General features: G+C 55.0%; 23 protein-coding genes. 22 read left to right on the forward strand and 1 reads right to left on the reverse strand.

The features are described 5' to 3' along the window. Positions 1–31: 31 nt before the first annotated feature. On the reverse strand, positions 32–1,066 hold the full coding sequence (locus ACXAG1_RS09375; protein WP_043319757.1) for a type IV pilus twitching motility protein PilT: 1,035 nt from the start codon (positions 1,064–1,066) through the stop codon (positions 32–34). A gap of 114 nt (positions 1,067–1,180) precedes the next feature. Here ACXAG1_RS09375 and ACXAG1_RS09380 point away from each other — a divergent pair, with 114 nt between their 5' ends. The 22 genes from ACXAG1_RS09380 to ACXAG1_RS09485 all read left to right on the forward strand — a co-directional run bounded on the left by ACXAG1_RS09380 (position 1,181) and on the right by ACXAG1_RS09485 (position 19,423). Next, positions 1,181–1,876, forward strand: a complete 696-nt coding sequence (locus tag ACXAG1_RS09380) for a YggS family pyridoxal phosphate-dependent enzyme (protein ID WP_475119561.1) — start codon at positions 1,181–1,183, stop codon at positions 1,874–1,876. A 13-nt stretch (positions 1,877–1,889) separates the two neighbouring features. Then, positions 1,890–2,735: a pyrroline-5-carboxylate reductase gene (gene proC / locus ACXAG1_RS09385; RefSeq protein ID WP_475119562.1), complete on the forward strand. Its 846-nt coding sequence runs from the start codon at positions 1,890–1,892 to the stop codon at positions 2,733–2,735. A 24-nt stretch (positions 2,736–2,759) separates the two neighbouring features. Then, the gene (locus ACXAG1_RS09390) at positions 2,760–3,365 is read left to right on the forward strand and encodes a YggT family protein (protein WP_475091430.1); all 606 of its coding nucleotides are present in this window, start codon (positions 2,760–2,762) and stop codon (positions 3,363–3,365) included. A 332-nt stretch (positions 3,366–3,697) separates the two neighbouring features. Next, entirely contained in the window at positions 3,698–5,665 is a 1,968-nt protein-coding gene (locus ACXAG1_RS09395; RefSeq protein ID WP_475119563.1) for a dynamin family protein, read from the forward strand. Between the two features lie 79 nt (positions 5,666–5,744). Continuing rightward, entirely contained in the window at positions 5,745–6,968 is a 1,224-nt protein-coding gene (gene metX / locus ACXAG1_RS09400) for a homoserine O-succinyltransferase MetX (protein ID WP_475119564.1), read from the forward strand. Further along, the gene (metW, locus tag ACXAG1_RS09405; RefSeq protein ID WP_475093911.1) at positions 6,968–7,558 is read left to right on the forward strand and encodes a methionine biosynthesis protein MetW; all 591 of its coding nucleotides are present in this window, start codon (positions 6,968–6,970) and stop codon (positions 7,556–7,558) included. Before metX ends, metW begins: the two co-directional genes overlap by 1 nt. A 68-nt stretch (positions 7,559–7,626) precedes the next feature. Further along, a complete protein-coding gene (locus tag ACXAG1_RS09410) occupies positions 7,627–8,076 on the forward strand; it encodes a DUF4426 domain-containing protein (protein ID WP_475119565.1) in 450 nt (149 codons plus the stop codon). Between the two features lie 48 nt (positions 8,077–8,124). Continuing rightward, entirely contained in the window at positions 8,125–8,763 is a 639-nt protein-coding gene (rdgB, locus tag ACXAG1_RS09415; RefSeq protein ID WP_475119566.1) for an RdgB/HAM1 family non-canonical purine NTP pyrophosphatase, read from the forward strand. Positions 8,764–8,771: 8 nt separating this feature from the next. Beyond that, positions 8,772–10,073, forward strand: a complete 1,302-nt coding sequence (gene hemW / locus ACXAG1_RS09420) for a radical SAM family heme chaperone HemW (protein ID WP_475119567.1) — start codon at positions 8,772–8,774, stop codon at positions 10,071–10,073. A 245-nt stretch (positions 10,074–10,318) separates the two neighbouring features. Beyond that, complete coding sequence (gene trxA / locus ACXAG1_RS09425; protein WP_475091436.1) at positions 10,319–10,645, forward strand: thioredoxin TrxA; 327 nt, start codon at positions 10,319–10,321, stop codon at positions 10,643–10,645. 430 nt (positions 10,646–11,075) lie between these two features. After that, entirely contained in the window at positions 11,076–12,335 is a 1,260-nt protein-coding gene (gene rho, locus ACXAG1_RS09430; protein WP_043319751.1) for a transcription termination factor Rho, read from the forward strand. Positions 12,336–12,631: 296 nt separating this feature from the next. After that, entirely contained in the window at positions 12,632–12,901 is a 270-nt protein-coding gene (locus ACXAG1_RS09435) for an RNA recognition motif domain-containing protein (protein WP_010133764.1), read from the forward strand. 153 nt (positions 12,902–13,054) lie between these two features. Further along, positions 13,055–14,518 (forward strand): 4-hydroxy-3-polyprenylbenzoate decarboxylase, encoded by a 1,464-nt coding sequence (ubiD, locus tag ACXAG1_RS09440; protein WP_475119568.1) that lies wholly within the window; start codon positions 13,055–13,057, stop codon positions 14,516–14,518. Positions 14,519–14,550: 32 nt separating this feature from the next. After that, complete coding sequence (locus tag ACXAG1_RS09445; protein WP_475119569.1) at positions 14,551–14,946, forward strand: hypothetical protein; 396 nt, start codon at positions 14,551–14,553, stop codon at positions 14,944–14,946. 119 nt (positions 14,947–15,065) lie between these two features. Continuing rightward, positions 15,066–15,386, forward strand: coding sequence for a hypothetical protein (locus tag ACXAG1_RS09450; RefSeq protein WP_475119570.1), 321 nt, complete (start codon positions 15,066–15,068; stop codon positions 15,384–15,386). A gap of 174 nt (positions 15,387–15,560) precedes the next feature. Then, a complete protein-coding gene (locus ACXAG1_RS09455) occupies positions 15,561–15,833 on the forward strand; it encodes a putative quinol monooxygenase (RefSeq protein WP_475119628.1) in 273 nt (90 codons plus the stop codon). Positions 15,834–16,035: 202 nt separating this feature from the next. Then, a complete protein-coding gene (locus tag ACXAG1_RS09460) occupies positions 16,036–16,413 on the forward strand; it encodes a hypothetical protein (RefSeq protein WP_475119571.1) in 378 nt (125 codons plus the stop codon). 190 nt (positions 16,414–16,603) lie between these two features. Next, positions 16,604–17,197 (forward strand): hypothetical protein, encoded by a 594-nt coding sequence (locus ACXAG1_RS09465; RefSeq protein WP_475119572.1) that lies wholly within the window; start codon positions 16,604–16,606, stop codon positions 17,195–17,197. Between the two features lie 151 nt (positions 17,198–17,348). Then, positions 17,349–17,840 carry a hypothetical protein gene (locus ACXAG1_RS09470; RefSeq protein ID WP_475119573.1) on the forward strand — a complete coding sequence of 164 codons (492 nt, stop codon included), beginning with the start codon at positions 17,349–17,351 and terminating at the stop codon, positions 17,838–17,840. Between the two features lie 226 nt (positions 17,841–18,066). Continuing rightward, complete coding sequence (locus ACXAG1_RS09475; RefSeq protein ID WP_475119574.1) at positions 18,067–18,300, forward strand: hypothetical protein; 234 nt, start codon at positions 18,067–18,069, stop codon at positions 18,298–18,300. A 9-nt stretch (positions 18,301–18,309) separates the two neighbouring features. After that, positions 18,310–18,732 carry a hypothetical protein gene (locus tag ACXAG1_RS09480; RefSeq protein WP_475119575.1) on the forward strand — a complete coding sequence of 141 codons (423 nt, stop codon included), beginning with the start codon at positions 18,310–18,312 and terminating at the stop codon, positions 18,730–18,732. 145 nt (positions 18,733–18,877) lie between these two features. After that, positions 18,878–19,423, forward strand: a complete 546-nt coding sequence (locus tag ACXAG1_RS09485) for a tetratricopeptide repeat protein (protein ID WP_475119576.1) — start codon at positions 18,878–18,880, stop codon at positions 19,421–19,423. Positions 19,424–19,507 lie beyond the last annotated feature (84 nt).

The following is a 19,507-nucleotide window of genomic DNA, read 5'->3' on the forward strand; positions in this document are numbered from 1 at the left end:
GGCCTTGAGCCGGGATCCAGCTTGCGGAGGTTTAGAAATTCTCCGGCATTTTCGCTTTTTCGCGCGCGACTTCGCGGCTGATGATGCGTTTTTCTACCAGGTCCTGCAGGCACTGGTCCATGGTCTGCATACCCACGTTGGCGCCGGTCTGGATGGCGGAGTACATCTGCGCGATCTTGTCTTCGCGGATCAGGTTACGAATCGCCGGGGTACCGCGCATGATCTCGTGGGCGGCGACACGGCCGCCGCCGTTGCGCTTGAGCAGGGTCTGGGAGATTACCGCTTGCAGGGATTCCGACAGCATGGAACGCACCATGGCTTTTTCTTCCGCGGGGAACACGTCCACAACACGGTCGATGGTCTTGGCCGCGGAGGTGGTGTGCAGGGTACCGAATACCAGGTGGCCGGTTTCCGCGGCGGTCAGCGCCAGGCGGATGGTCTCGAGGTCCCGCATCTCACCCACGAGGATGATGTCCGGGTCTTCACGCAGTGCCGAGCGCAGGGCTTCGGAGAAGCCGTGAGTGTCGCGGTGCACTTCCCGCTGGTTCACCAGACACTTTTTGGATTCGTGCACGAATTCGATGGGGTCCTCTACGGTGAGGATGTGCTCGTACTTGTTGTCGTTGATGTAGTCGATCATCGCCGCGAGCGAGGTGGACTTACCGGAGCCTGTAGGGCCCGTCACCAGTACCAGGCCGCGCGGGGTGTCGGAGATCTGCTTGAACACCTGGCCCATCCCTAAGTCTTCCATGGTCAGTACCTTGGAGGGAATGGTCCGGAATACGGCGCCGGCACCGCGGTTGTGGTTGAACGCGTTCACACGGAAGCGGGCCACACCGGGGACTTCGAAGGAGAAGTCGGTCTCCAGGAACTCTTCGTAGTCCTTGCGCTGCTTGTCGTTCATGATCTCGTAGATCAGGCCGTGCACCTGCTTGTGCTCCATGGGCGGCAGGTTGATACGGCGCACGTCGCCGTCCACCCGGATCATCGGCGGCAGGCCCGCAGAGAGGTGCAAGTCGGAGGCGTTCTGTTTGGCGCTGAAGGCGAGGAGTTCTGTAATGTCCATACTGCTACCCTTTATTCTTCTCTTACGCTGCTCTCGTTGTGATATGACCGTCGATATGACGTGCGGGCAATGAGCGCATAGAATGCCCGCCGAGCAAAAGTTGGGTCCCAGTATATGCGCAAAGGGTCAATCCCCGAAAACCTCAATTCCGTCACTGAGCGGATCGTCACAGCCTGCGGTAGTTGTGACCGGCAGGCCGATACTGTCACTCTGCTGGCGGTGTCCAAAACCCGCCCCGCGGAAGACCTGCGAGCGGCCTATAACGCCGGCCAGCGCCACTTTGGCGAGAATTACCTGCAGGAGGCGCTGGAGAAACAGGAGGCGCTGGAAGACTGCGAGATCACCTGGCACTTCATTGGCCCGCTGCAATCCAACAAAACCCGGGATGTGGCGGAGCACTTTCATTGGCTGCACTCGCTGGAGCGGTTAAAAATTGCACGGCGATTATCTGAGCAGCGCCCGGCACATATGCCGCCGTTGAATGTGTGCCTGCAGGTGAATATTGATGGTGAGGACAGCAAGTCCGGGGTCAGCCCGGAAAAGTTGCCGGAACTGGCGGCCGCGGTGGCGGCGCAGCCCAATTTGCAGCTGCGCGGTTTGATGGTGATCCCTGCGCCCCGCAGCGCTCTGGACGACCAGCGCACGCCTTTTATACAGCTGGCCGGTCTGTTGGAGGATCTCAGGGCGCAGCTGCCGGAGCAGCCGCTGGACACCCTGTCCATGGGCATGTCCGGGGATATGGAGGCGGCGATCTTCAGTGGTGCCACCATTGTGCGGATTGGCACCGATATTTTTGGGGCTCGGAAATAATTCAGAGGAGCTTATGGCTGACCAACAAAACGCATCTGATCACAAAATGGTCTTTATCGGCGGCGCTGGCAATATGGCGGGTGCGGTGATTGGTGGCATGGTGGCCAGTGGTTACCCCGCCGACAAGATTGTCGCCACCGGCCGCAACGAGCAGAAGCTGAAAGACTTCTGCAAGCGCACCGGCGTCCACGGCAGCACCGACAATCTGGCGGCGATTGAGGGCGCCGATGTGGTGGTGCTGTCGGTCAAGCCACAGATGATGAAGGAAATGTGCGAGGCGCTTAGGGAGACAGTGAGCGCTCGCAAACCCCTGGTGATCACCCTGGCGGCTGGGATCCCACTGGCGGCTTACCAACGCTGGCTGGGTGCCGGTGTGCCGATCGTGCGCGCCATGCCCAATACGCCGGCGCTGGTGGGCACCGGGGTGACCGGCCTGTATGCCGGCGATGTCGTTACCGACGAACACAAGTCCGTGGCCACCCAGATGGCCGATGCGGTGGGTATTGCCCTGTGGGTGGAGCAGGAGTCCGGCATCGATCAGGTAATCGCGGTGTCCGGTTCCGGCCCCGCGTACTATTTTCAGTTTATGGAATCCATGATCGACGCGGCGGAGAAGGCCGGCATGGACCGCGCGGATGCCGAGCGCCTTACCTTGCAAACCGCACTGGGCGCGGCGAAACTTGCGGTGGCCGCGGATGTGGATGTGGCGCAGTTGAAGCGCAATGTCATGTCGCCGAATGGCACTACCGAGCGCGCGGTAAAGCGTTTTCAGGAGGGTGGCCTGCCGCAACTGGTGGAGCAGGCCATGAACGATTGCGCGGCGCGTGCCGCGGAAATGGCGAAAGAACTCGACAAATAACAGACTGCAAAGAAAGGACGTTTGATGGTCAACACCTTCAGCAATATCGGCGTATTTATTCTCGCCACCATCGGTATTCTGTTTCTGTTCACGGTGCTGCTGCGCTTTATGCTGCAGCTGGCGCGCGCGGATTTTTACAACCCACTCTCCCAGGGTATCGTCAAAATCACCAACCCATTACTGCGCCCTTTGCGCAAAGTGGTGCCGGGGCTGTTTGGCATTGATATGGCCTCTCTGGTACTGGCGCTGCTGGTTGCCTGGGTGATGATTATCGGTGCGGGATTCCTTGCCGGTGCCGGTATGCTCAACCCCCTGAGTGCACTGTTGTGGGCATTTCTCGGTGTGTTGATGACGCTGATCGCGATCCTGTTTGTGGGCATGCTGATCTCCATCGTGGTCAGCTGGATTGCCCCGCAGAGCTCCCATCCCGCGCTGATGTTGCTGCGTCAGCTGCTGGAGCCGGTCTACGCGCCGGTGCGCAAGGTGATCCCGCCGCTGGGGGTGATCGATATCAGCCCGATTTTTGTCTTTATCCTGCTGACAGTTGTGGATAAGTTGCTGGTTGGGTTCGCGCAGAGTGCGAATATGCCGCAGTTGGTGTACAACCTGTTCTGGCACATCCCCTTCTAATCGGGACGCCCGAAAACTACTGCGCGTGCGCCTGGCGGCGGTCGGCAGTGCGCGCAATGCTCATGTACTGCGTGTACATTCCGCTTGCTGTGCGCTGGCGCCCACCACCAGCCACCCGCTCGCTACGTTTTCAATCGCCCCTATACATCTCTCCAGCTGTCTTAACTGTCATCTTTTTCGCTTCCCGCTCACTCCCCTTCTTTATTTCTTCTTTCTCTGTCTATCCAGTTCGCGTCAGTTCTCGAAAATACGGTGACAGGGTTTAACTCCATGGCGGCTTGCTGGAAAATGGCTGTCAAATCCGTAAGTAGTACCAACAAGAACTTATAAACATGGAAGATGCGACCTTGCGCCAGCACATTGCCGATTACGACCGTTGGAAGAAGGGGCTTGATACCCAGTTCAACCGGTTCAGCCACTGGTTGGAACAACACTTCCCCAACTCCGCCGGCGCCCGGCAGGTGGTTCAGCAGGCGCGCCAGTTGCTGGTGGAAGATCAGTTTACCGTTGCGCTGGTGGGCGAGTTCTCCCGTGGCAAGACCGAGCTGATCAACGCGCTGTTGTCGCACACTTACGGCAAGCGCCTGCTGCCGTCGCGCCCCGGTCGTACCACCATGTGCCCTACGGAAATCTTCAGCGATGGCACCGAGCAGGCCTCCGTGCGCCTGCTGCCCATCGAAACGCTGGCCACCAATACCAGCCTCGAGAGCTTCCGTCGCATTCCGCAGAAGTGGGTCAATTTCGACTTTGACCCGGACGACGCCGATGCCACCCGCGACGCGTTGATGAAGGTCGCCGCCACCAAAGCGGTCACCCCGGAAGAGGCCGCCCGCTACGGTTTCGATCGCCGCCATCTCGACGGCAACGGCAACCTGGTACAGATTCCCGCCTGGCGTTACGCGCTGATTTCCCTGCCACACCCGCTGCTCGCCCAGGGCCTGCGGATTATCGACACCCCCGGGCTGAATGCCCTCGGCAACGAGCCGGAACTGACCCTGTCCACCCTGCCGGGTGCCCAGGCGGTGGCCTTCCTGCTCTCCGCCGACGCCGGTGTCAGCGGTACCGACCTGAATATGTGGGAAACCCACCTGGTGCCACTGAAAGAACACCGCGGTACCGCGGTCATGGCGCTGCTGAACAAGATTGATGTACTGTGGGACGATCCGGACGAAGACGCGGACCAGATGCTGCGCAAGATGCGTGCAGAAGTGAGCAAGCTGCTGGCACTGCCGCAGGAAAATGTGGTTGGTGTGTCCGCGAAAAAAGCCCTGCTGGCGCGGGCCGAGCGCGATCCGGTATTGCTACAGCAGAGCCGTTTTGGCGACTTTGAACAGCTGCTGGTACAGCGCCTGATGGAGCACCGCGACAAAGTCGCCAACCACCGCTCCCTGCACCAGGCCCTGACCCTGATGGCAGATACCCGCGATCTGCTCAAGCGCCGCCTCAACAGTGGCCGCGCCACCCTTGAGCACCTTAAGCGCCACGGTGCTACCAGCCCGGACCAGGTGGAAGAGCTGAAGCAACTGCATGCCACCGCCAAGGAACAGCACAAATACTGTCACCAGGAACTGCTGACCCTGAAATCCAGCCAGCGCATGCTCGCCCGCCAGCGCGCCTCTCTGTTGGCACCGGTCTCCAGCCAGCAGCTGCAACAGCTGATCGACGAAACTCGCAGAGCGCTCAACGAGCGCTGGTCTCCCCTCGGTCTCGCCCGCGCCATCGACGGATTTATGGGTGGCGTGGAACACCAGCTGGGCAATCTCGAGCGTGAAGTGGACCAGGCCAACCGCCTCGTCGACGCCATCTACGACCGCTCCACCCTGAGCAATATCATCTCCGCCGAGCAACACTTCGACATCGCCGGCTTCCGCGCCGCCCTGCGCGGCCTACACCGCCAGGCCGCCCAATTGCGCCGCTCGCCACAACTGCTGCTGGCCCGCCGCAACCGCCTCACCGAACGCTTCGTAGCTACCCTCGCCAACGAAGTCGGGCGCATGTACAGCCAGATGATCTCGTCTGTGGACGGCTGGCTGGATCAGGTGCTGGAACCGCTGAAGCAACACGTTCAGTACCAAAAGCACCTGCTCAACCGCCACCTGATCAAGCTCACCGAGCTCAAACAGAAAACCCAGACCAAGCGCACCGACCTGCGCGCACTGGAAGAAGAGCTGGTGCGCAACCACAGCGCCCTCGGTGCGCTGGAAGACCTGCTCAAGCACACCCACGCGGCCCCCCAGCCGATTCCGCCGGCGCCGGTAGCGAACAACGTGACCCCACTGAAAGCCCCGGCGACCACCTAAGTGCGTTAGTAGTAATACGGATGGGCGGTGTACTACCGCCCCCAGCTTTCGTAAACTTGGCGCCCCGCCCAGTAACCACATGCGAAAGATTTTGACCACGGAAGCGCACACTCCCCAATCAGGAAAACCGGCAGGATTGCCCGCAAACTCTGTCGGCATCGTCGAGCCGAAAAGCCACACCTTCCCCGGCCCCTTCAAACTGGCCTGCGGCCGCGTACTCGACGAATACACCCTGATGTACGAAACCTATGGCACCCTCAACGCCGACAAAAGCAACGGCGTACTGATCTGCCACGCGCTCTCCGGCCACCATCACGCCGCCGGTTACCACAGCGAAAGCGACAAGCGCCCCGGCTGGTGGGATCACTATATCGGCCCCGGCAAACCCATCGACACCAACAAATTTTTCGTGGTGGCTGTCAATAATCTTGGCGGCTGCCACGGTTCTACCGGCCCCGCGTCCATCAACCCGGCCACCGGCAAAGCCTGGGGGCCAGACTTCCCGCCGCTGCGCGCGCGGGACTGGGTGCACAGCCAGGCGCAACTGGCGGACTTTCTCGGCATTCGGCAGTGGGCCGCGGTAGTCGGGGGTAGTCTCGGCGGCATGCAGGCGATGCGCTGGTCGCTGGAATATCCGGAGCGTCTGCGCCACTGCGTGGTGATTGCCTCGGCGATGAAACTGTCTGCGCAGAATATTGCGTTTAATGAAACCGCCCGCCAGGCCATCACGTCTGACCCGGATTTCCGCGACGGCCGCTATCTGGAAGAAGAAACCCTGCCGCGCCACGGACTGGCCGTGGCGCGTATGATCGGGCACATCACCTATCTGTCCGACGACGGGCTCGGCAAAAAATTTGGCCGCGAACTGCGTTCGGGTACCTTCAGGCAGGGCGTGGAAGAGCTGGTGGAATTTCAGGTGCAGAGTTATCTGCGCTATCAGGGGGATTCCTTCTCCGGCAGTTTCGACCCGAATACCTATATCCTGATGACCCGCGCACTGGACTATTTTGATCTTGCGCGAGAGTACAACGACGATCCGGTGGAAGCGTTTTCCCACGCACGCTGCAAATTCATGCTGGTTTCTTTTACCTCCGACTGGCGCTTTGCCCCGGAACGTTCCCGGGAAATTGCCGATGCACTAATACACGCAAATATTCCGGTGACCTACGCCGAAGTGGAATCCCCCATGGGGCACGATGCGTTTCTGTTACCCAACGAACGCTACGAAAATTTTTTCGCAGCCTATATGAACAATGTGGCTCGGGAACACGGCCAGCAAGCGAGCAGCGAGGTGGCGGCATGATTCGTCAGGACCTCGATATTATCGCCAACTGGGTACCGGAAAATTCGCGGGTGCTCGACCTCGGTTGTGGTGACGGTGCGCTGCTGGAGCGGCTGGAAAGCGAAAAACAGGTTAGCGGTTACGGTCTGGAGATCGACCCGCAACAGATCCAGAAGTGCGTCGAGCGCGGTGTGAATGTGGTGGAGCAGAACCTGGACAATGGCCTGAAGAATTTTGCCGACCACAGCTTCGATACCGTGGTAATGACCCAGGCGTTGCAGACATTGCGTTTTCCCCATCTGGTGGTGGAGGAAATGCTGCGGGTCGGACGGGAGTGTATTATCACCTTCCCGAACTTTGGTCAGTGGAAGGCGCGCTGGCACCTGGCCGTGTCCGGGCGTATGCCCGTATCGGATTTATTACCATATGAATGGTACGACACGCCCAATATTCACTTTTGTACTTTCAAGGACTTTGAAGTGCTCTGTCGCCAGCACAGCTGGAAAATACTGCACCGGCAGGTGGTCTCAGAATCCACAGTATCCGGGGTTTTGAAGGATTTTTTGCCGAACCTGTTTGGTGAAACAGCGATTTACCATCTGACTCGCTAATATTAGTAGCAGAAGGTTGTTTCTGGCGCCGCCGGGAAACGAATCAAACCGATATACAGGAGAACGCCGTGAAACGTTATTTTGTAGCATTTATTTCCATAGCCCTGTTGCTGTGGGCCACTGCCGCTGCGGCTCAGGGTGCGAAAACTATTGAAAACCACAAAGTTTTCGGTGATTACCGGGTGTCGTACTCGGTGTTCAACAGTGACTTTATTTCCCCGGATATTGCACAGCATTACAACCTGGTGCGCGCAAGAGACCGCGCGTTCGTGAATATTTCGGTCAGCAAGGTTGGCGATACCAAGGGCAGTAGCGTTGGTGTGTCAGGTAATGCCACTAACCTGATTCAGCAGTCCCGCCCGCTTGAGTTCAAGGAAATTCGCGATCAGGGTGCGGTGTATTACCTGGCGCCGTTTCGCTTTGAGCACGAAGAAAGCCTCACCTTCAATATCGACCTGGTGATGCCCGACGGCAGCACCCAGGAACTCACATTCCGTCGCCAGTTGCACAAGAATTGATGGCTGGATATTGGATACGCGGTAACGTCAGAAAAATACTGAGTTCTCATGGATAAAATCGTTCTCGCCAGTGGTAACGCCGGCAAGTTGAAAGAGTTTTCTCAGCTTTTTTCCGGCTGGCAGATTGCCGTACTGCCTCAGTCCGAATTTCTACAGCAAGAAGCGGAAGAGACCGGGCTCAGTTTTATTGAGAATGCCCTTATCAAGGCGCGCCACGCCAGTAAGGCCAGCGGCCTGCCGGCGCTGGCGGATGATTCTGGACTTGCGGTGGATGCGCTCGGCGGTGCGCCCGGAATTTATTCCGCGCGCTATGCAGGTGCCGGTGCCAGTGATGCCGACAACAATCAGAAATTACTGGAAGCCCTGGACGGTGTACCCATGGAAAAGCGCGGTGCCAGTTTCCACTGCGCCCTGGCGTTTGTGCGCACGGCAGACGACCCGGTGCCCCTGGTATGTACCGCGCGCTGGGCAGGCCATATTCTCAGCCGCCCGGCAGGTGAGCAGGGGTTCGGCTATGACCCGCTTTTTTACGTCGAGTCCGAAAAGCTCACTTCTGCACAGCTGCCCCGCGAAGTAAAAAACCGGCTCAGTCATCGCGCTTTGGCGGTGAAAAAATTTGAACAGCTGTGGCACGAAGAAATGGTGCTGCCGCAGCGCCAGGTTGATTCCGGCAAAAAGCTCTTCTGATTTTTTTGATGAGCCCTCAACGAGCCTCTCTCCAGCGAGCCCCTCTCCCGCAAATGCAATTACCCCCCCTGAGCCTGTACGTGCACATCCCCTGGTGCGTTCGCAAATGCCCCTACTGCGATTTCAACTCACACCAGATCGCCGCGGGCGCTCACGAGGTCGCCACCGGCGCTCACGAGGTCGCCACCGGCGCGATCGAGCATGCCAAGGGGGCGGCTGCCGGTGACCGGCATCTGCCGGAAGCCGAGTACGTCGATCAGCTCGAGCGGGATCTGCGCAGCCAGTTGCCGTGGATTCAGGGGCGCAAACTGGGCTCTATCTTTTTCGGCGGCGGTACGCCGAGCCTGTTTTCACCGCTCGCTATTGGGCGGATTCTGGATCTGGCGGAATCCCTGGTGGGGTTTGAAGAGGGGATAGAAATCACTCTCGAGGCCAACCCGGGTACCTTCGAGCAGGCCAAGTTCGCTGGCTATCACAGCGCCGGGGTCAATCGCCTGTCGATTGGCGTGCAGAGCTTCGACCCGCTGCAGCTGCAGAACCTGGGCCGGATCCATAGCGGTGACGAGGCGCAGATCGCCGCCAGCCAGGCGCGGGCGGCGGGCTTCGAAAATATCAATATCGATCTGATGCACGGACTGCCGGGGCAGAGTGAGCGGGATGCCCTGAGGGATCTTCAGCAGGCGGTAGACCTCGGGGTCGAGCATATCTCCTGGTACCAGCTCACCATCGAGCCCAATACTGCGTTCTATTCCGCACCGCCGGTGACGCCGGGCTCCGAGCAGATTGCCGCTATACAGCGGGCGGGGCGGGCCTACCTGGCCAGCGAGGGCTATCAGCGCTATGAAGTGTCCGCCTATGGTCGCGCCGGACTCGCCTCCCGTCACAACCTGAATTACTGGTCGTTTGCCGACTATATCGGCATCGGCGCCGGTGCCCACGGCAAGTTCACGCTTCCCGAGTCCGGCCGTATTCTGCGTACCCAGCGCACCCGCGCGCCCAAACACTATCTGGCCCTCGGTTGCGAGACCGGAGAGGGTGGAATCGAGTTTCCCCAGCCAAAAACCAAAGAAGTGCCTACAAAGGAGCGCCCGCTGGAGTTCCTGATGAACGCCCTGCGCCTGGAGGACGGGGTGCCGTCAGAGACATATCCCGGCTACACGGGGTTATCCCTGGAGAGTCTGGGCCGGGAATGGCGTCACCTGGAAGCCATGGACCTGGTACTCCCGCTTGGCCCTTCCATCGCCACGACGGCTCTCGGATATGACTATGTGGACGATATTCTGCAGCGCTTTCTGCCAGAGGAGGATTAGGCTGGCGCCGACCCCTTGAAATGGCGCCCGGGGCCCTCATATAGGGCGCAATGCCAATCTGTTGTAATGACGCGCCCGTACAATGGGACGAATTGCCAGTGGCAACGAGACCATTTGCCTTGCGAGGCCTGCGGGCGGTACTTATGATGACTTCCGGCGCGGCCGCTTCATGTCTGCCGGCGCAGTCTGTCATCTCTGCCGGCACAGCCGCTGGGCCCAAAGAAACCGAATCACAGGAAAGCACTATGAGCGCGAACATCGTCAACGTAACCGATGCAGAATTTGAAGCCGAAGTACTCAAGGCGGACGGCCCGGTACTGGTGGACTTCTGGGCACAATGGTGTGGCCCCTGCAAGATGATCGCTCCTGTTCTGGAAGATCTGGCGGGCCACTACGGCGAAAAGCTGAAGATCGTTAAAGTCGACGTGGATGCCAACAAGGAAGCTGCAGCCAAGTACAACGTGCGCGGTATTCCGACCCTGCTGCTGTTCAAGGGCGGCAATGTGGAAGGTACCAAAGTCGGCGCACTGTCCCGCGCCCAGCTGACCGAATTCATCGACAGCCAGATCTGATCTCCGCGAGTGGGGCGCCAATGCGCCCCACCTGCCGTTTTAAGGGCCGGAATGTATAAGAATTAGGCCTTGCAGGATGTCGAACTGCGGTTATACTGCCTAGTAATCAAATTAACTGTTCAGTCCAGACCTGAGCCAAGTCGCCAACCCCGCTGCTGACGCAGCCTCTCCGGCGCAAACTCCTCAAGTTGAACGATTCCCCTCCTGGCACTTCTGCCGCATCCGGTGTGCCCTTGTGAGCGGTCATTCGTATTTAGCGAGTCGTTGAATTCGTGACGAGTCGTTTAATCTGTGAAGAGTTGCGTGCGGTCAGTCAAACCGTCGGCATGTCGAACCGGGCAATATCACCATCGAAACTTCAACTCCCTCCGCAGAAACGTCCGGCGCGTCCGCGCCAACCGACAGAAGAAACCGTAATAAAGCAATTGGTATGAACCTTTCTGAATTAAAAACCAAACCCATTGAAGAGCTGATCGAAATTGCCAAGGGCATGGGGCTCGAAAACCTCGCCCGTTCGCGCAAGCAGGACATCATTTTCAATATCCTGAAACGCCACGCCAAAAGCGGCGAAGATATCTACGGCGAAGGTGTATTGGAAATACTTCAGGATGGCTTTGGTTTCCTGCGGTCTGCGGATTCCTCCTATCTGGCCGGCCCCGATGACATCTACGTATCGCCCAGCCAGATTCGACGCTTTAACCTGCGTACCGGCGACTCCATCTCCGGCAAGATTCGCCCCCCCAAAGAAGGTGAGCGCTACTTTGCCCTGCTGAAAGTCAGCGAGATCAACTTCGACAAGCCGGAAAACGCCCGTAACAAGATTCTTTTCGAAAACCTCACCCCGCTGTTCCCCAACGACCGCCTTGGTCTGGAATGTGGTAACGGCTCCTCCGAAGACCTCATCGGCCGTATCATCGACCTGGTTGCCCCCATCGGCAAAGGCCAGCGTGGATTGATCGTGGCACCGCCCAAGGCCGGTAAAACCATCATGTTGCAGAACATGGCCCAGGCCATCACCCGCAACAACCCCGAGTGCCACCTGATCGTACTGCTGATCGACGAGCGCCCGGAAGAGGTTACCGAGATGCAGCGCTCCGTGCGTGGTGAAGTGGTTGCGTCCACCTTTGACGAGCCGCCGGCGCGTCACGTACAGGTTGCAGAAATGGTGATCGAAAAGGCCAAGCGCCTTGTCGAACACAAAAAAGACGTGGTGATCCTGCTGGACTCTATTACCCGTCTGGCACGTGCGTACAACACCACCGTGCCGAGCTCCGGTAAAGTGCTCACCGGTGGTGTGGATGCCCACGCTCTGGAGCGCCCCAAGCGCTTCTTTGGTGCAGCGCGAAATATTGAAGAAGGCGGCAGCCTTTCCATCATCGCTACCGCATTGGTTGATACCGGGTCGAAGATGGATGAAGTGATCTTCGAAGAGTTCAAGGGCACCGGTAACATGGAGCTGCAGCTGGACCGCAAGATCGCTGAAAAACGTGTATATCCCGCAATCAATGTGCGCCGATCCGGCACCCGCCGCGAAGAGCTGCTGATGCCGGAAGGCGAACTGCAGCGCGTATGGATCCTGCGCAAGCTCTTGCACGATATGGAAGACCTCGCCGCCACCGAATTCCTGATCGACAAGCTCAAGGACTTCAAAACCAACGACGAATTCTTCCTGTCCATGAAACGGAAATAATTCCGATACAGAATAAAGGCCTGCGCAATATGCAGGCCTTTTTTGCATGGAATGGACAATTTTTGCAATGCGATAAAACAGGCGTGAAATTACGCCGAATTCAGTTGAAAAGGCATTGCGATAGGCATATAAAGGCCATCAATAAAGTGTTGAGCAGTATTTCAACACTACCCGAATTGATCCCGCGCGGCTGGGAAGTCGAGCGACTCTGGATCAATCTCAAATGGTGAACTCGGTGGAGCTGGTTGCCATTTGTGAATTGCTCGACAGCCCACTGACTCTAGTGAGACTTTTTTGTGAATATCTATATCGGAAATCTGGCCTACGGCGTAACCTCTGACGAACTGCACGAAGCATTTGGTGCGTTCGGTGAAATCTCCCGGGCTACTGTAATCACTGACCGGGAAACTGGCCGTTCTAAAGGTTTTGGTTTCGTAGAAATGCCGAACGACGACGAAGCGCGTAAGGCTATCGAAGAAATGAATGATCAGCCGCTGTCTGGCCGTAACATCCGTGTTAACGAAGCCAAGCCGCGCGAAGACCGTCCGCGTCGCCCCCGCTTCTAAGATCTCTTAGAAGTTCGGCAGCCCGCAGCACAACTGCTGCGGGTTGTTCATATCCTCCCCCCTTTCCTCTCCGCCTTATTCAAGCGCGGCGTTATTTTTTTGTTCTGTCTGTTTTACACTGGCCACTGTCTATCAGTCACCGACCGGTAAAACATGAAATACAAAGACCTGCGCGACTTTATCCAGCTATTGGAAAAGCGCGGCCTTCTCAAGCGAATCAAACACCCTGTCAGTCCCGTGCTGGAAATGACAGAAATTGCCGACCGCGTTCTGCGTGCCGGTGGCCCGGCCCTTCTGTTTGAAAACCCCACCGGCTACGACACCCCGGTCCTTGCCAACCTGTTTGGCACACCTGAGCGTGTTGCCCTCGGAATGGGCAAAGAGTCCGTTAGTGAATTGCGTCAGGTCGGTGAGCTCCTCGCCTTCCTGAAGGAGCCGCAACCCCCGGAAGGCTTCAAAGACGCCTGGCAAAAGCTCCCCATCTTCAAGCAGGTCATGAACATGGGGCCCAAGGTGGTGAGCAAGGCCGACTCCCAGCAATTTGAAATCGACACCGCCGATATCGATCTCACCAGGTTGCCGATACAGACCTGTTGGCCCGGGGATGCCGCGCCTCTGGTCACCTGGCCGCTGGTGATTACCCGAGGCCCTGAAAAGAAGCGCCAGAACCTCGGTATCTATCGCATGCAGCTGATCGGTAAAAACCGCCTGATCATGCGCTGGCTCTCCCACCGCGGGGGCGCTCTGGACTTCCGCGAATGGCAGCAGCAGTATCCGGGCGAGCCGTTCCCGGTCGCCGTCGCGTTGGGTGCGGACCCTGCGACCATCCTCGGGGCGGTCACCCCGGTGCCGGATACCCTCTCGGAATACGCGTTTGCCGGACTCCTGCGCGGCAGTAAGACCGAAGTGGCAGACGCCAGGCTCAGTAACCTGCAGGTGCCGGCCAGTGCCGAATATGTGCTCGAAGGCTACATCTACCCGGATGATATGGCCGACGAAGGCCCCTATGGGGATCACACCGGTTACTACAACGAAGTCGATCGCTTCCCTGTATTTACCGTGGAAAAGATCACCCACCGCAAAGACCCCATCTATCACAGCACCTACACCGGCCGACCACCAGATGAGCCCGCCGTACTGGGTGAAGCCCTAAACGAAGTATTCGTGCCGATCCTGCGGAAGCAGTTTCCCGAAATCGTGGATTTCTATCTTCCCCCGGAGGGCTGCTCCTACAGGCTCGCCGTTGTCACAATGAAAAAGCAGTACGCCGGCCACGCCAAACGGGTGATGATGGGGGTCTGGTCATTTCTGCGACAGTTCATGTACACCAAATTTGTCATCGTCACCGACGACGACGTAAACGCCCGGGATTGGAAAGATGTAATCTGGGCCATGACCACCAGAATGGACCCCGCACGCGATACGGTAATGGTGGAGAATACCCCGATCGACTACCTGGATTTCGCCTCTCCGGTCTCCGGCCTCGGCTCGAAAATCGGCTTCGACGCGACCAACAAATGGGAAGGTGAGACAACCAGAGAGTGGGGGCGCCCCATCGTAAAAGATCCGGAAGTCACTAAGAAAGTTGACGATATCTGGAGTGAGCTGGGCCTTTAAGTAACTGACAATGAAAACGCCATGGAGGGCGTATGGAAATAATAAAAACAATCAAACCGGGCGATGATGGCAGCAAACGCTATCACGACAAATACGGCGAACAGCTGTGCGCCGTACGGTATCGGCGATCGCCGTGCAAGAAAACCGTATATACCACGGTAGAAATCATCGTCGCGCAGCGCGAGGCCTACCAAAAAAACCAATCGAAACGCGTCGACACAACCCACCCCGTACATACCAGCGAGTGGGTGGCGGTAAAAGTTGCCTACGATGAGACTGAGCTGCGCGCCGCCGTCCGGAGAATGGGCGGCCGATGGAGCAACCGCGCGAAAGCCTGGGTGGTAAAACGTAGCATGGCGATACGTCGAAATATAAGCCATCGGATCGTCGAAGGCCTGATTGACGAATGCCTAGATATAGACATATAAACCTGTAAAGGACATGCCTAGATATAGACATAATGGGCATATATAGACATGTCATGCCTATATGTAGCCATTATGGCTATATCTGGGGCTTTTGAATAAAACTGTTAAGCATAGAAACGATGAATCTAGTAAAGCGCTGGTGGAAAAAAAGGAGAAAGCTTCGGAAGATTCGCACTGTGTTTGTCTCCAAATTGAGAGATGAATATGGAAAGAGTAGTAACTTGAAATTCAATCAAGTAAAAACTGCTCTTTCAATCACGGGGCTAGAAGGTGAACATGAGGAATATGCCTACGCCCTCGCGTTATCTCCTGCGCAGTACAAGTATTATCAGAAAGTAAGTTCTATCGAATTTTCGCAGGAGGCGCTAAGAATTGATCTCGGGGTGAGTAGTGCTCTTTTAGGTGTGGGCTCTCAAGGCGCTGGCCCATGGTCCGAGTGATAAGCTTAACAATCACGGGCAGTGAAGCTCCGGCCCTTCGGGCCTCCGCGGGACGGCTTACCCTATGCACGTTTTGTGCGGTCGCTTCGCTCCCATTTTCGCGCAAAACGCGCATAGGGTAAGCCGCCCCTGCCGTGGGCGTTATGCGTCATCAAGGATCGAACATTGAGCAAGGTGATTTTAGAGGGATACATTGTTGTTCCCGAGCCAGATCTTGAGAGCATTAAGAATGAACTGCCCAGCCACATCAAACTTACAAGAGAGGAGGCTGGGTGCCTAAAGTTCATCGTGAATCAAGATCAGAGTGATAGTTGTCGCTTCAACGTATACGAAGAATTCTCAGGCAAAGAAGCATTCAGTTTTCATCAGAGTCGAGTTAGAAGTTCGTATTGGGGTGAAATCACAAAAAATGTTGAGCGTCACTACCAAATTTCTGAACAAGGTTAAGTGAAAGTTTTTACTTTCGTCTGGAAGTTGGCGGTTCTTCGGTGCCTCCAACGCATAACAATCAGCGGCAGAGCGACAGCCAACGCTACGCACCTTTTGTGTTACTCGCTGGCGCTCAAACATTAACACAAAAGGCGCTCCGCGCTGGCTGCGCCTGCGCTGGGCGTTATGAGTCAGAGTAGTAGTGCCATAAGGAATGCATATGTGGGATATAAAACCGTGGGGAAATGATGGGGCGGCAGATTGGTACGGAGATGTTATGGACGCTACCAATCTTCGCAAACATTGGTTAGCTGGTATCAAAAGTGACCCCGTAGAGTCCCCGGATGTCGTTCGAGCAGCAGCTGGGCTCTTTGTAATGCTCGGCAGAGTCTATATATGGCCAATTAACGCTTACGATGAAGATTTAGAGCTGGCTATTAGTCAGCTCAAGAAAATTCTTGAGAGTGGCGAGTATGAAGAGTTACCTGAGCTTGTCAGCCTTATAGAAATGGAAATTACGGAGCTTGAATCACGCCGGAAACCTAAAGGTAAAAAATTCAGTCCTTCTATTTCAAAGCCGTGGTGGAAAATCTGGTAGTTCGCAGTGCGCCCACTCATAACAATCGCAGGCAGTTTGCTCCGGCCCTTCGGGCCTCCGCGGGACGCCCAACGCTATGCACATTTTGTGCTGGTCGCTGTGCTCCCAGTTTCGCACAAAATGTGCATAGCATTGGTCGCCCCTGCTGCGGGCGTTATACATATTCATTGACATAAAAGGAAATAGAAAAATGAAGAAAACATTAATGCTTGCTGCAGTTGTAGCAGTCTCTGGTTGTGAAACCATGTTTGCACACTATCGAATGAATGATTTTGCTGTAATGGAGTACGCGAAGAGAAATGTAATTTCCAATACCTGCGTTGATAAAGGGTTTTATGACCCCTCGCTTGTTTATGAGTACAACTACGTTGCAGCAACATTTCTTGATTTTGCTGTGATTAATGAAGAGTTGTATAAGAGTGAGTATGCGAGGCTAGCCGAGCTAACGGCTGCCGTTCCTGATTATGAAATTGAAAGTGGTTGCGAGCAGGCTAGATCACAGTGGGCTCCATTTACTGAAAAGATGAAGTCAGAGTATGCAAACGCAAGGCGGAGCGTCACGATGGCACGTCAAGCAGAGCTCTCCAATATAGGGGCGTCATTGGGGCAGTTTGGCAACGCAATGAGTAATTCCGCTTCAGCTACAAGCCAAAACACATTTGTGCCACCACCTGTAAAATATACCGAGAATAATGAAACGAGTGGAAATCATTACCTTATTAACACGAGCAACGGTATGGTGCAGTGTAAAACAACCAGTAAGGGATATGTATTCTGCTTTTGACAAATACCAAACTAATCACTTCGTAGCTGTATAACAAACAGCGGCAGAGCGACAGCCAACGCTACGCACCTTTTGTGTTACTCGCTGGCGCTCAAACATTAACACAAAAAGCGCTCCGCGCTGGCTGCGCCTGCGCTGGGCGTTAAGAGTCATGAAAGTTCAGATCCCTAAAAAATTAGCTTTCAAAAAAATCGCGATTCGACTTCCGATGTTTTCGCTGGGTGGATACTTTGCATATCATGTTACAGGTGTAGCATTGGTTGGTGTTGCTGCATTTTTATTCATATTTGTTTTTTCTGCTAAGCTCGCTCGATATAAAATAAATGCTGAGTTTTCGCAGCATCTGAATAATTTCGGCTCTGATTTCACTAGTAGACTTTCAGATGAGTTCTATGAGTCCTGCTTAATGGGGTTTATCCCATTTAATGGAAAAAGTGTGGTCTGCACAGTTTTTGCTAATGAATCAGGAATTTTTATAAAAAAACGACGCACAAAGAGATATATCTCCTGGAGCACTGTTATTGATTACAGATCATCCACTTACTTGGGGCATCCTGTGCTAGAGCTAAACCTTCATAACTACGAAAAATTAAATCGTTTAGTCATTCCATGGTCGGAAAAATTCAGAGAGTTTGCCCCATAGAGTCCATGTGCCAAGAACTCTTAACAATCGCAGGCAGTTTGCTCCGGCCCTTCGGGCCTCCGCGGGACGCCCAACGCTATGCACATTTTGTGCGGGTCGCTGCGCTCCCAGTTTCGCACAAAATATGCATAACATTGGTCGCCCCTGCTGCGGGCGTTATGGAGGTTAGTAGTTCAGAGAAGAAGATCAGATTAGTAAGAAAGACTATAAAGGCAATGAGCAGAAAATGAGCTATTTAAGAAAACTATACGCACTTAAAGATAGTGAGGGGAACCTTCCATTTGATACATGCCAGAAAATTAATATAGAGCTGGCAAGTACGGAAGTCTCAGAAATACCAATTGACCAGCACCAAAACGTTGAAGAGTACATATCTAAGTCTTTAGCGCTAGAATCAGTAAATCCAGAGTTGATCGGTGATTTGGAAAAATTGCTCTCCGAATTAAATAAAAATAAATAGGTTGAAATCATGATTAAACAATTTTTCTTTTCCATCGCGGTAGCTGGAGGGATTTCAGGTTGTGTATCGCAGTTCCATGATTACGATGGAACTGCAAAACGAGTTGCTTTAGCAAATTTATGCTACAAGGAAAATTATCTAGATTTCCAGCAGTTCTCCCATTATGCAACTTTTCAATTTGGTACTTATGCACATCAATACATTGTTGATGATGAGTTATTGCGTGCAATGTACGAAGAAGAGGTTGCGCGATTGAGTCAACAAGATCTGACTCCGTATCAGGAACAGTTTATGTTGGAATGTGGAAAAATAGCTACAGTTGCGGAGCGAGTTAGACCCAAAGGAAATGTGAATATTCAGGGTGCTTCTGGAGGCGTGAGCAATACTTTTTGTAATACAGTTGGAACAACAACTTTCTGCCAAACCCGCTAGAGCGTAGATCCCATAACAATCAGCGGCAGAGCGACAGCCAACGCTACGCACCTTTTGTGTTACTCGCTATCGCTCAAACATTAACACAAAAGGTACTCCGCGCTGGCTGCGCCTGCGCTGGGCGTTACATGCCTGAAGGAAAATCATGAGAATCATCTATATCTCTATAATAATTCTTGGCCTTGCTGCTTGTGCGGGGCCAAATCCAAATCCTGGTGAGCGCACCGTTGATGTGGCTTGGGAAAAGTATGATTACGACACTGCTTTTGAAATTTTAATGCCCGCTGCTGAGCGCGGTGAACCATGGGCACAGCTTCGAGTTGGTGTCGCCTACGAGCTAGGTTCTGGTGTAGCTAAAGATATCCCCACTGCAATAACGTGGTACGAAAAAGCTGCATCCCAAGAGTCAAAAGGTAATTGGGCAAATGGTCAGCTTGTTGGGGCTGCCGGAAAAGCTGGCTATTTTAATCAAAACAGCGATGCATTAATCGCTAAGTATCAACTAGCTAACATTTACCTACGTGGTGAAGGTGTCGCTAAAGACCCAGCAAAAGCACTTGAGTTAGCACAGTATGTATCAGATAAAACGCAAGGTAATAGCATATTCTACTGCTGTGAGTTTTCGGGCGGCAGGTATATTGCTAATACGGCAATTGCCGAAACCCTTGCTAAAGCAAAGGCAGCACAATGAACATCGCGCAACGGCATGTAACAAGTTGCGCAAGCGGGACAAAGTGCTGCGCACTTCGCCCCTTCGCAAGGCGTTAAGTTGCAA

The organism is Microbulbifer sp. ABE4_465, from assembly GCF_056160765.1.

Excerpts from the sequence above, each read along its gene's own strand:
- ACXAG1_RS09375 (WP_043319757.1), bottom strand. The coding sequence starts at position 1,066 with ATGGACATTACAGAACTCCTCGCCTTCAGCGCCAAACAGAACGCCTCC.
- ACXAG1_RS09460 (WP_475119571.1), top strand. The coding sequence starts at position 16,036 with ATGTGGGATATAAAACCGTGGGGAAATGATGGGGCGGCAGATTGGTAC.
- ACXAG1_RS09445 (WP_475119569.1), top strand. The coding sequence starts at position 14,551 with ATGGAAATAATAAAAACAATCAAACCGGGCGATGATGGCAGCAAACGC.
- ACXAG1_RS09465 (WP_475119572.1), top strand. The coding sequence starts at position 16,604 with ATGAAGAAAACATTAATGCTTGCTGCAGTTGTAGCAGTCTCTGGTTGT.
- ubiD (WP_475119568.1), top strand. The coding sequence starts at position 13,055 with ATGAAATACAAAGACCTGCGCGACTTTATCCAGCTATTGGAAAAGCGC.
- ACXAG1_RS09480 (WP_475119575.1), top strand. The coding sequence starts at position 18,310 with ATGATTAAACAATTTTTCTTTTCCATCGCGGTAGCTGGAGGGATTTCA.
- hemW (WP_475119567.1), top strand. The coding sequence starts at position 8,772 with ATGAGCCCTCAACGAGCCTCTCTCCAGCGAGCCCCTCTCCCGCAAATG.
- rdgB (WP_475119566.1), top strand. The coding sequence starts at position 8,125 with ATGGATAAAATCGTTCTCGCCAGTGGTAACGCCGGCAAGTTGAAAGAG.
- ACXAG1_RS09395 (WP_475119563.1), top strand. The coding sequence starts at position 3,698 with ATGGAAGATGCGACCTTGCGCCAGCACATTGCCGATTACGACCGTTGG.
- ACXAG1_RS09450 (WP_475119570.1), top strand. The coding sequence starts at position 15,066 with ATGAATCTAGTAAAGCGCTGGTGGAAAAAAAGGAGAAAGCTTCGGAAG.
- rho (WP_043319751.1), top strand. The coding sequence starts at position 11,076 with ATGAACCTTTCTGAATTAAAAACCAAACCCATTGAAGAGCTGATCGAA.
- ACXAG1_RS09485 (WP_475119576.1), top strand. The coding sequence starts at position 18,878 with ATGAGAATCATCTATATCTCTATAATAATTCTTGGCCTTGCTGCTTGT.
- ACXAG1_RS09390 (WP_475091430.1), top strand. The coding sequence starts at position 2,760 with ATGGTCAACACCTTCAGCAATATCGGCGTATTTATTCTCGCCACCATC.
- ACXAG1_RS09470 (WP_475119573.1), top strand. The coding sequence starts at position 17,349 with ATGAAAGTTCAGATCCCTAAAAAATTAGCTTTCAAAAAAATCGCGATT.
- ACXAG1_RS09475 (WP_475119574.1), top strand. The coding sequence starts at position 18,067 with ATGAGCTATTTAAGAAAACTATACGCACTTAAAGATAGTGAGGGGAAC.
- trxA (WP_475091436.1), top strand. The coding sequence starts at position 10,319 with ATGAGCGCGAACATCGTCAACGTAACCGATGCAGAATTTGAAGCCGAA.
- ACXAG1_RS09380 (WP_475119561.1), top strand. The coding sequence starts at position 1,181 with ATGCGCAAAGGGTCAATCCCCGAAAACCTCAATTCCGTCACTGAGCGG.
- proC (WP_475119562.1), top strand. The coding sequence starts at position 1,890 with ATGGCTGACCAACAAAACGCATCTGATCACAAAATGGTCTTTATCGGC.
- metX (WP_475119564.1), top strand. The coding sequence starts at position 5,745 with ATGCGAAAGATTTTGACCACGGAAGCGCACACTCCCCAATCAGGAAAA.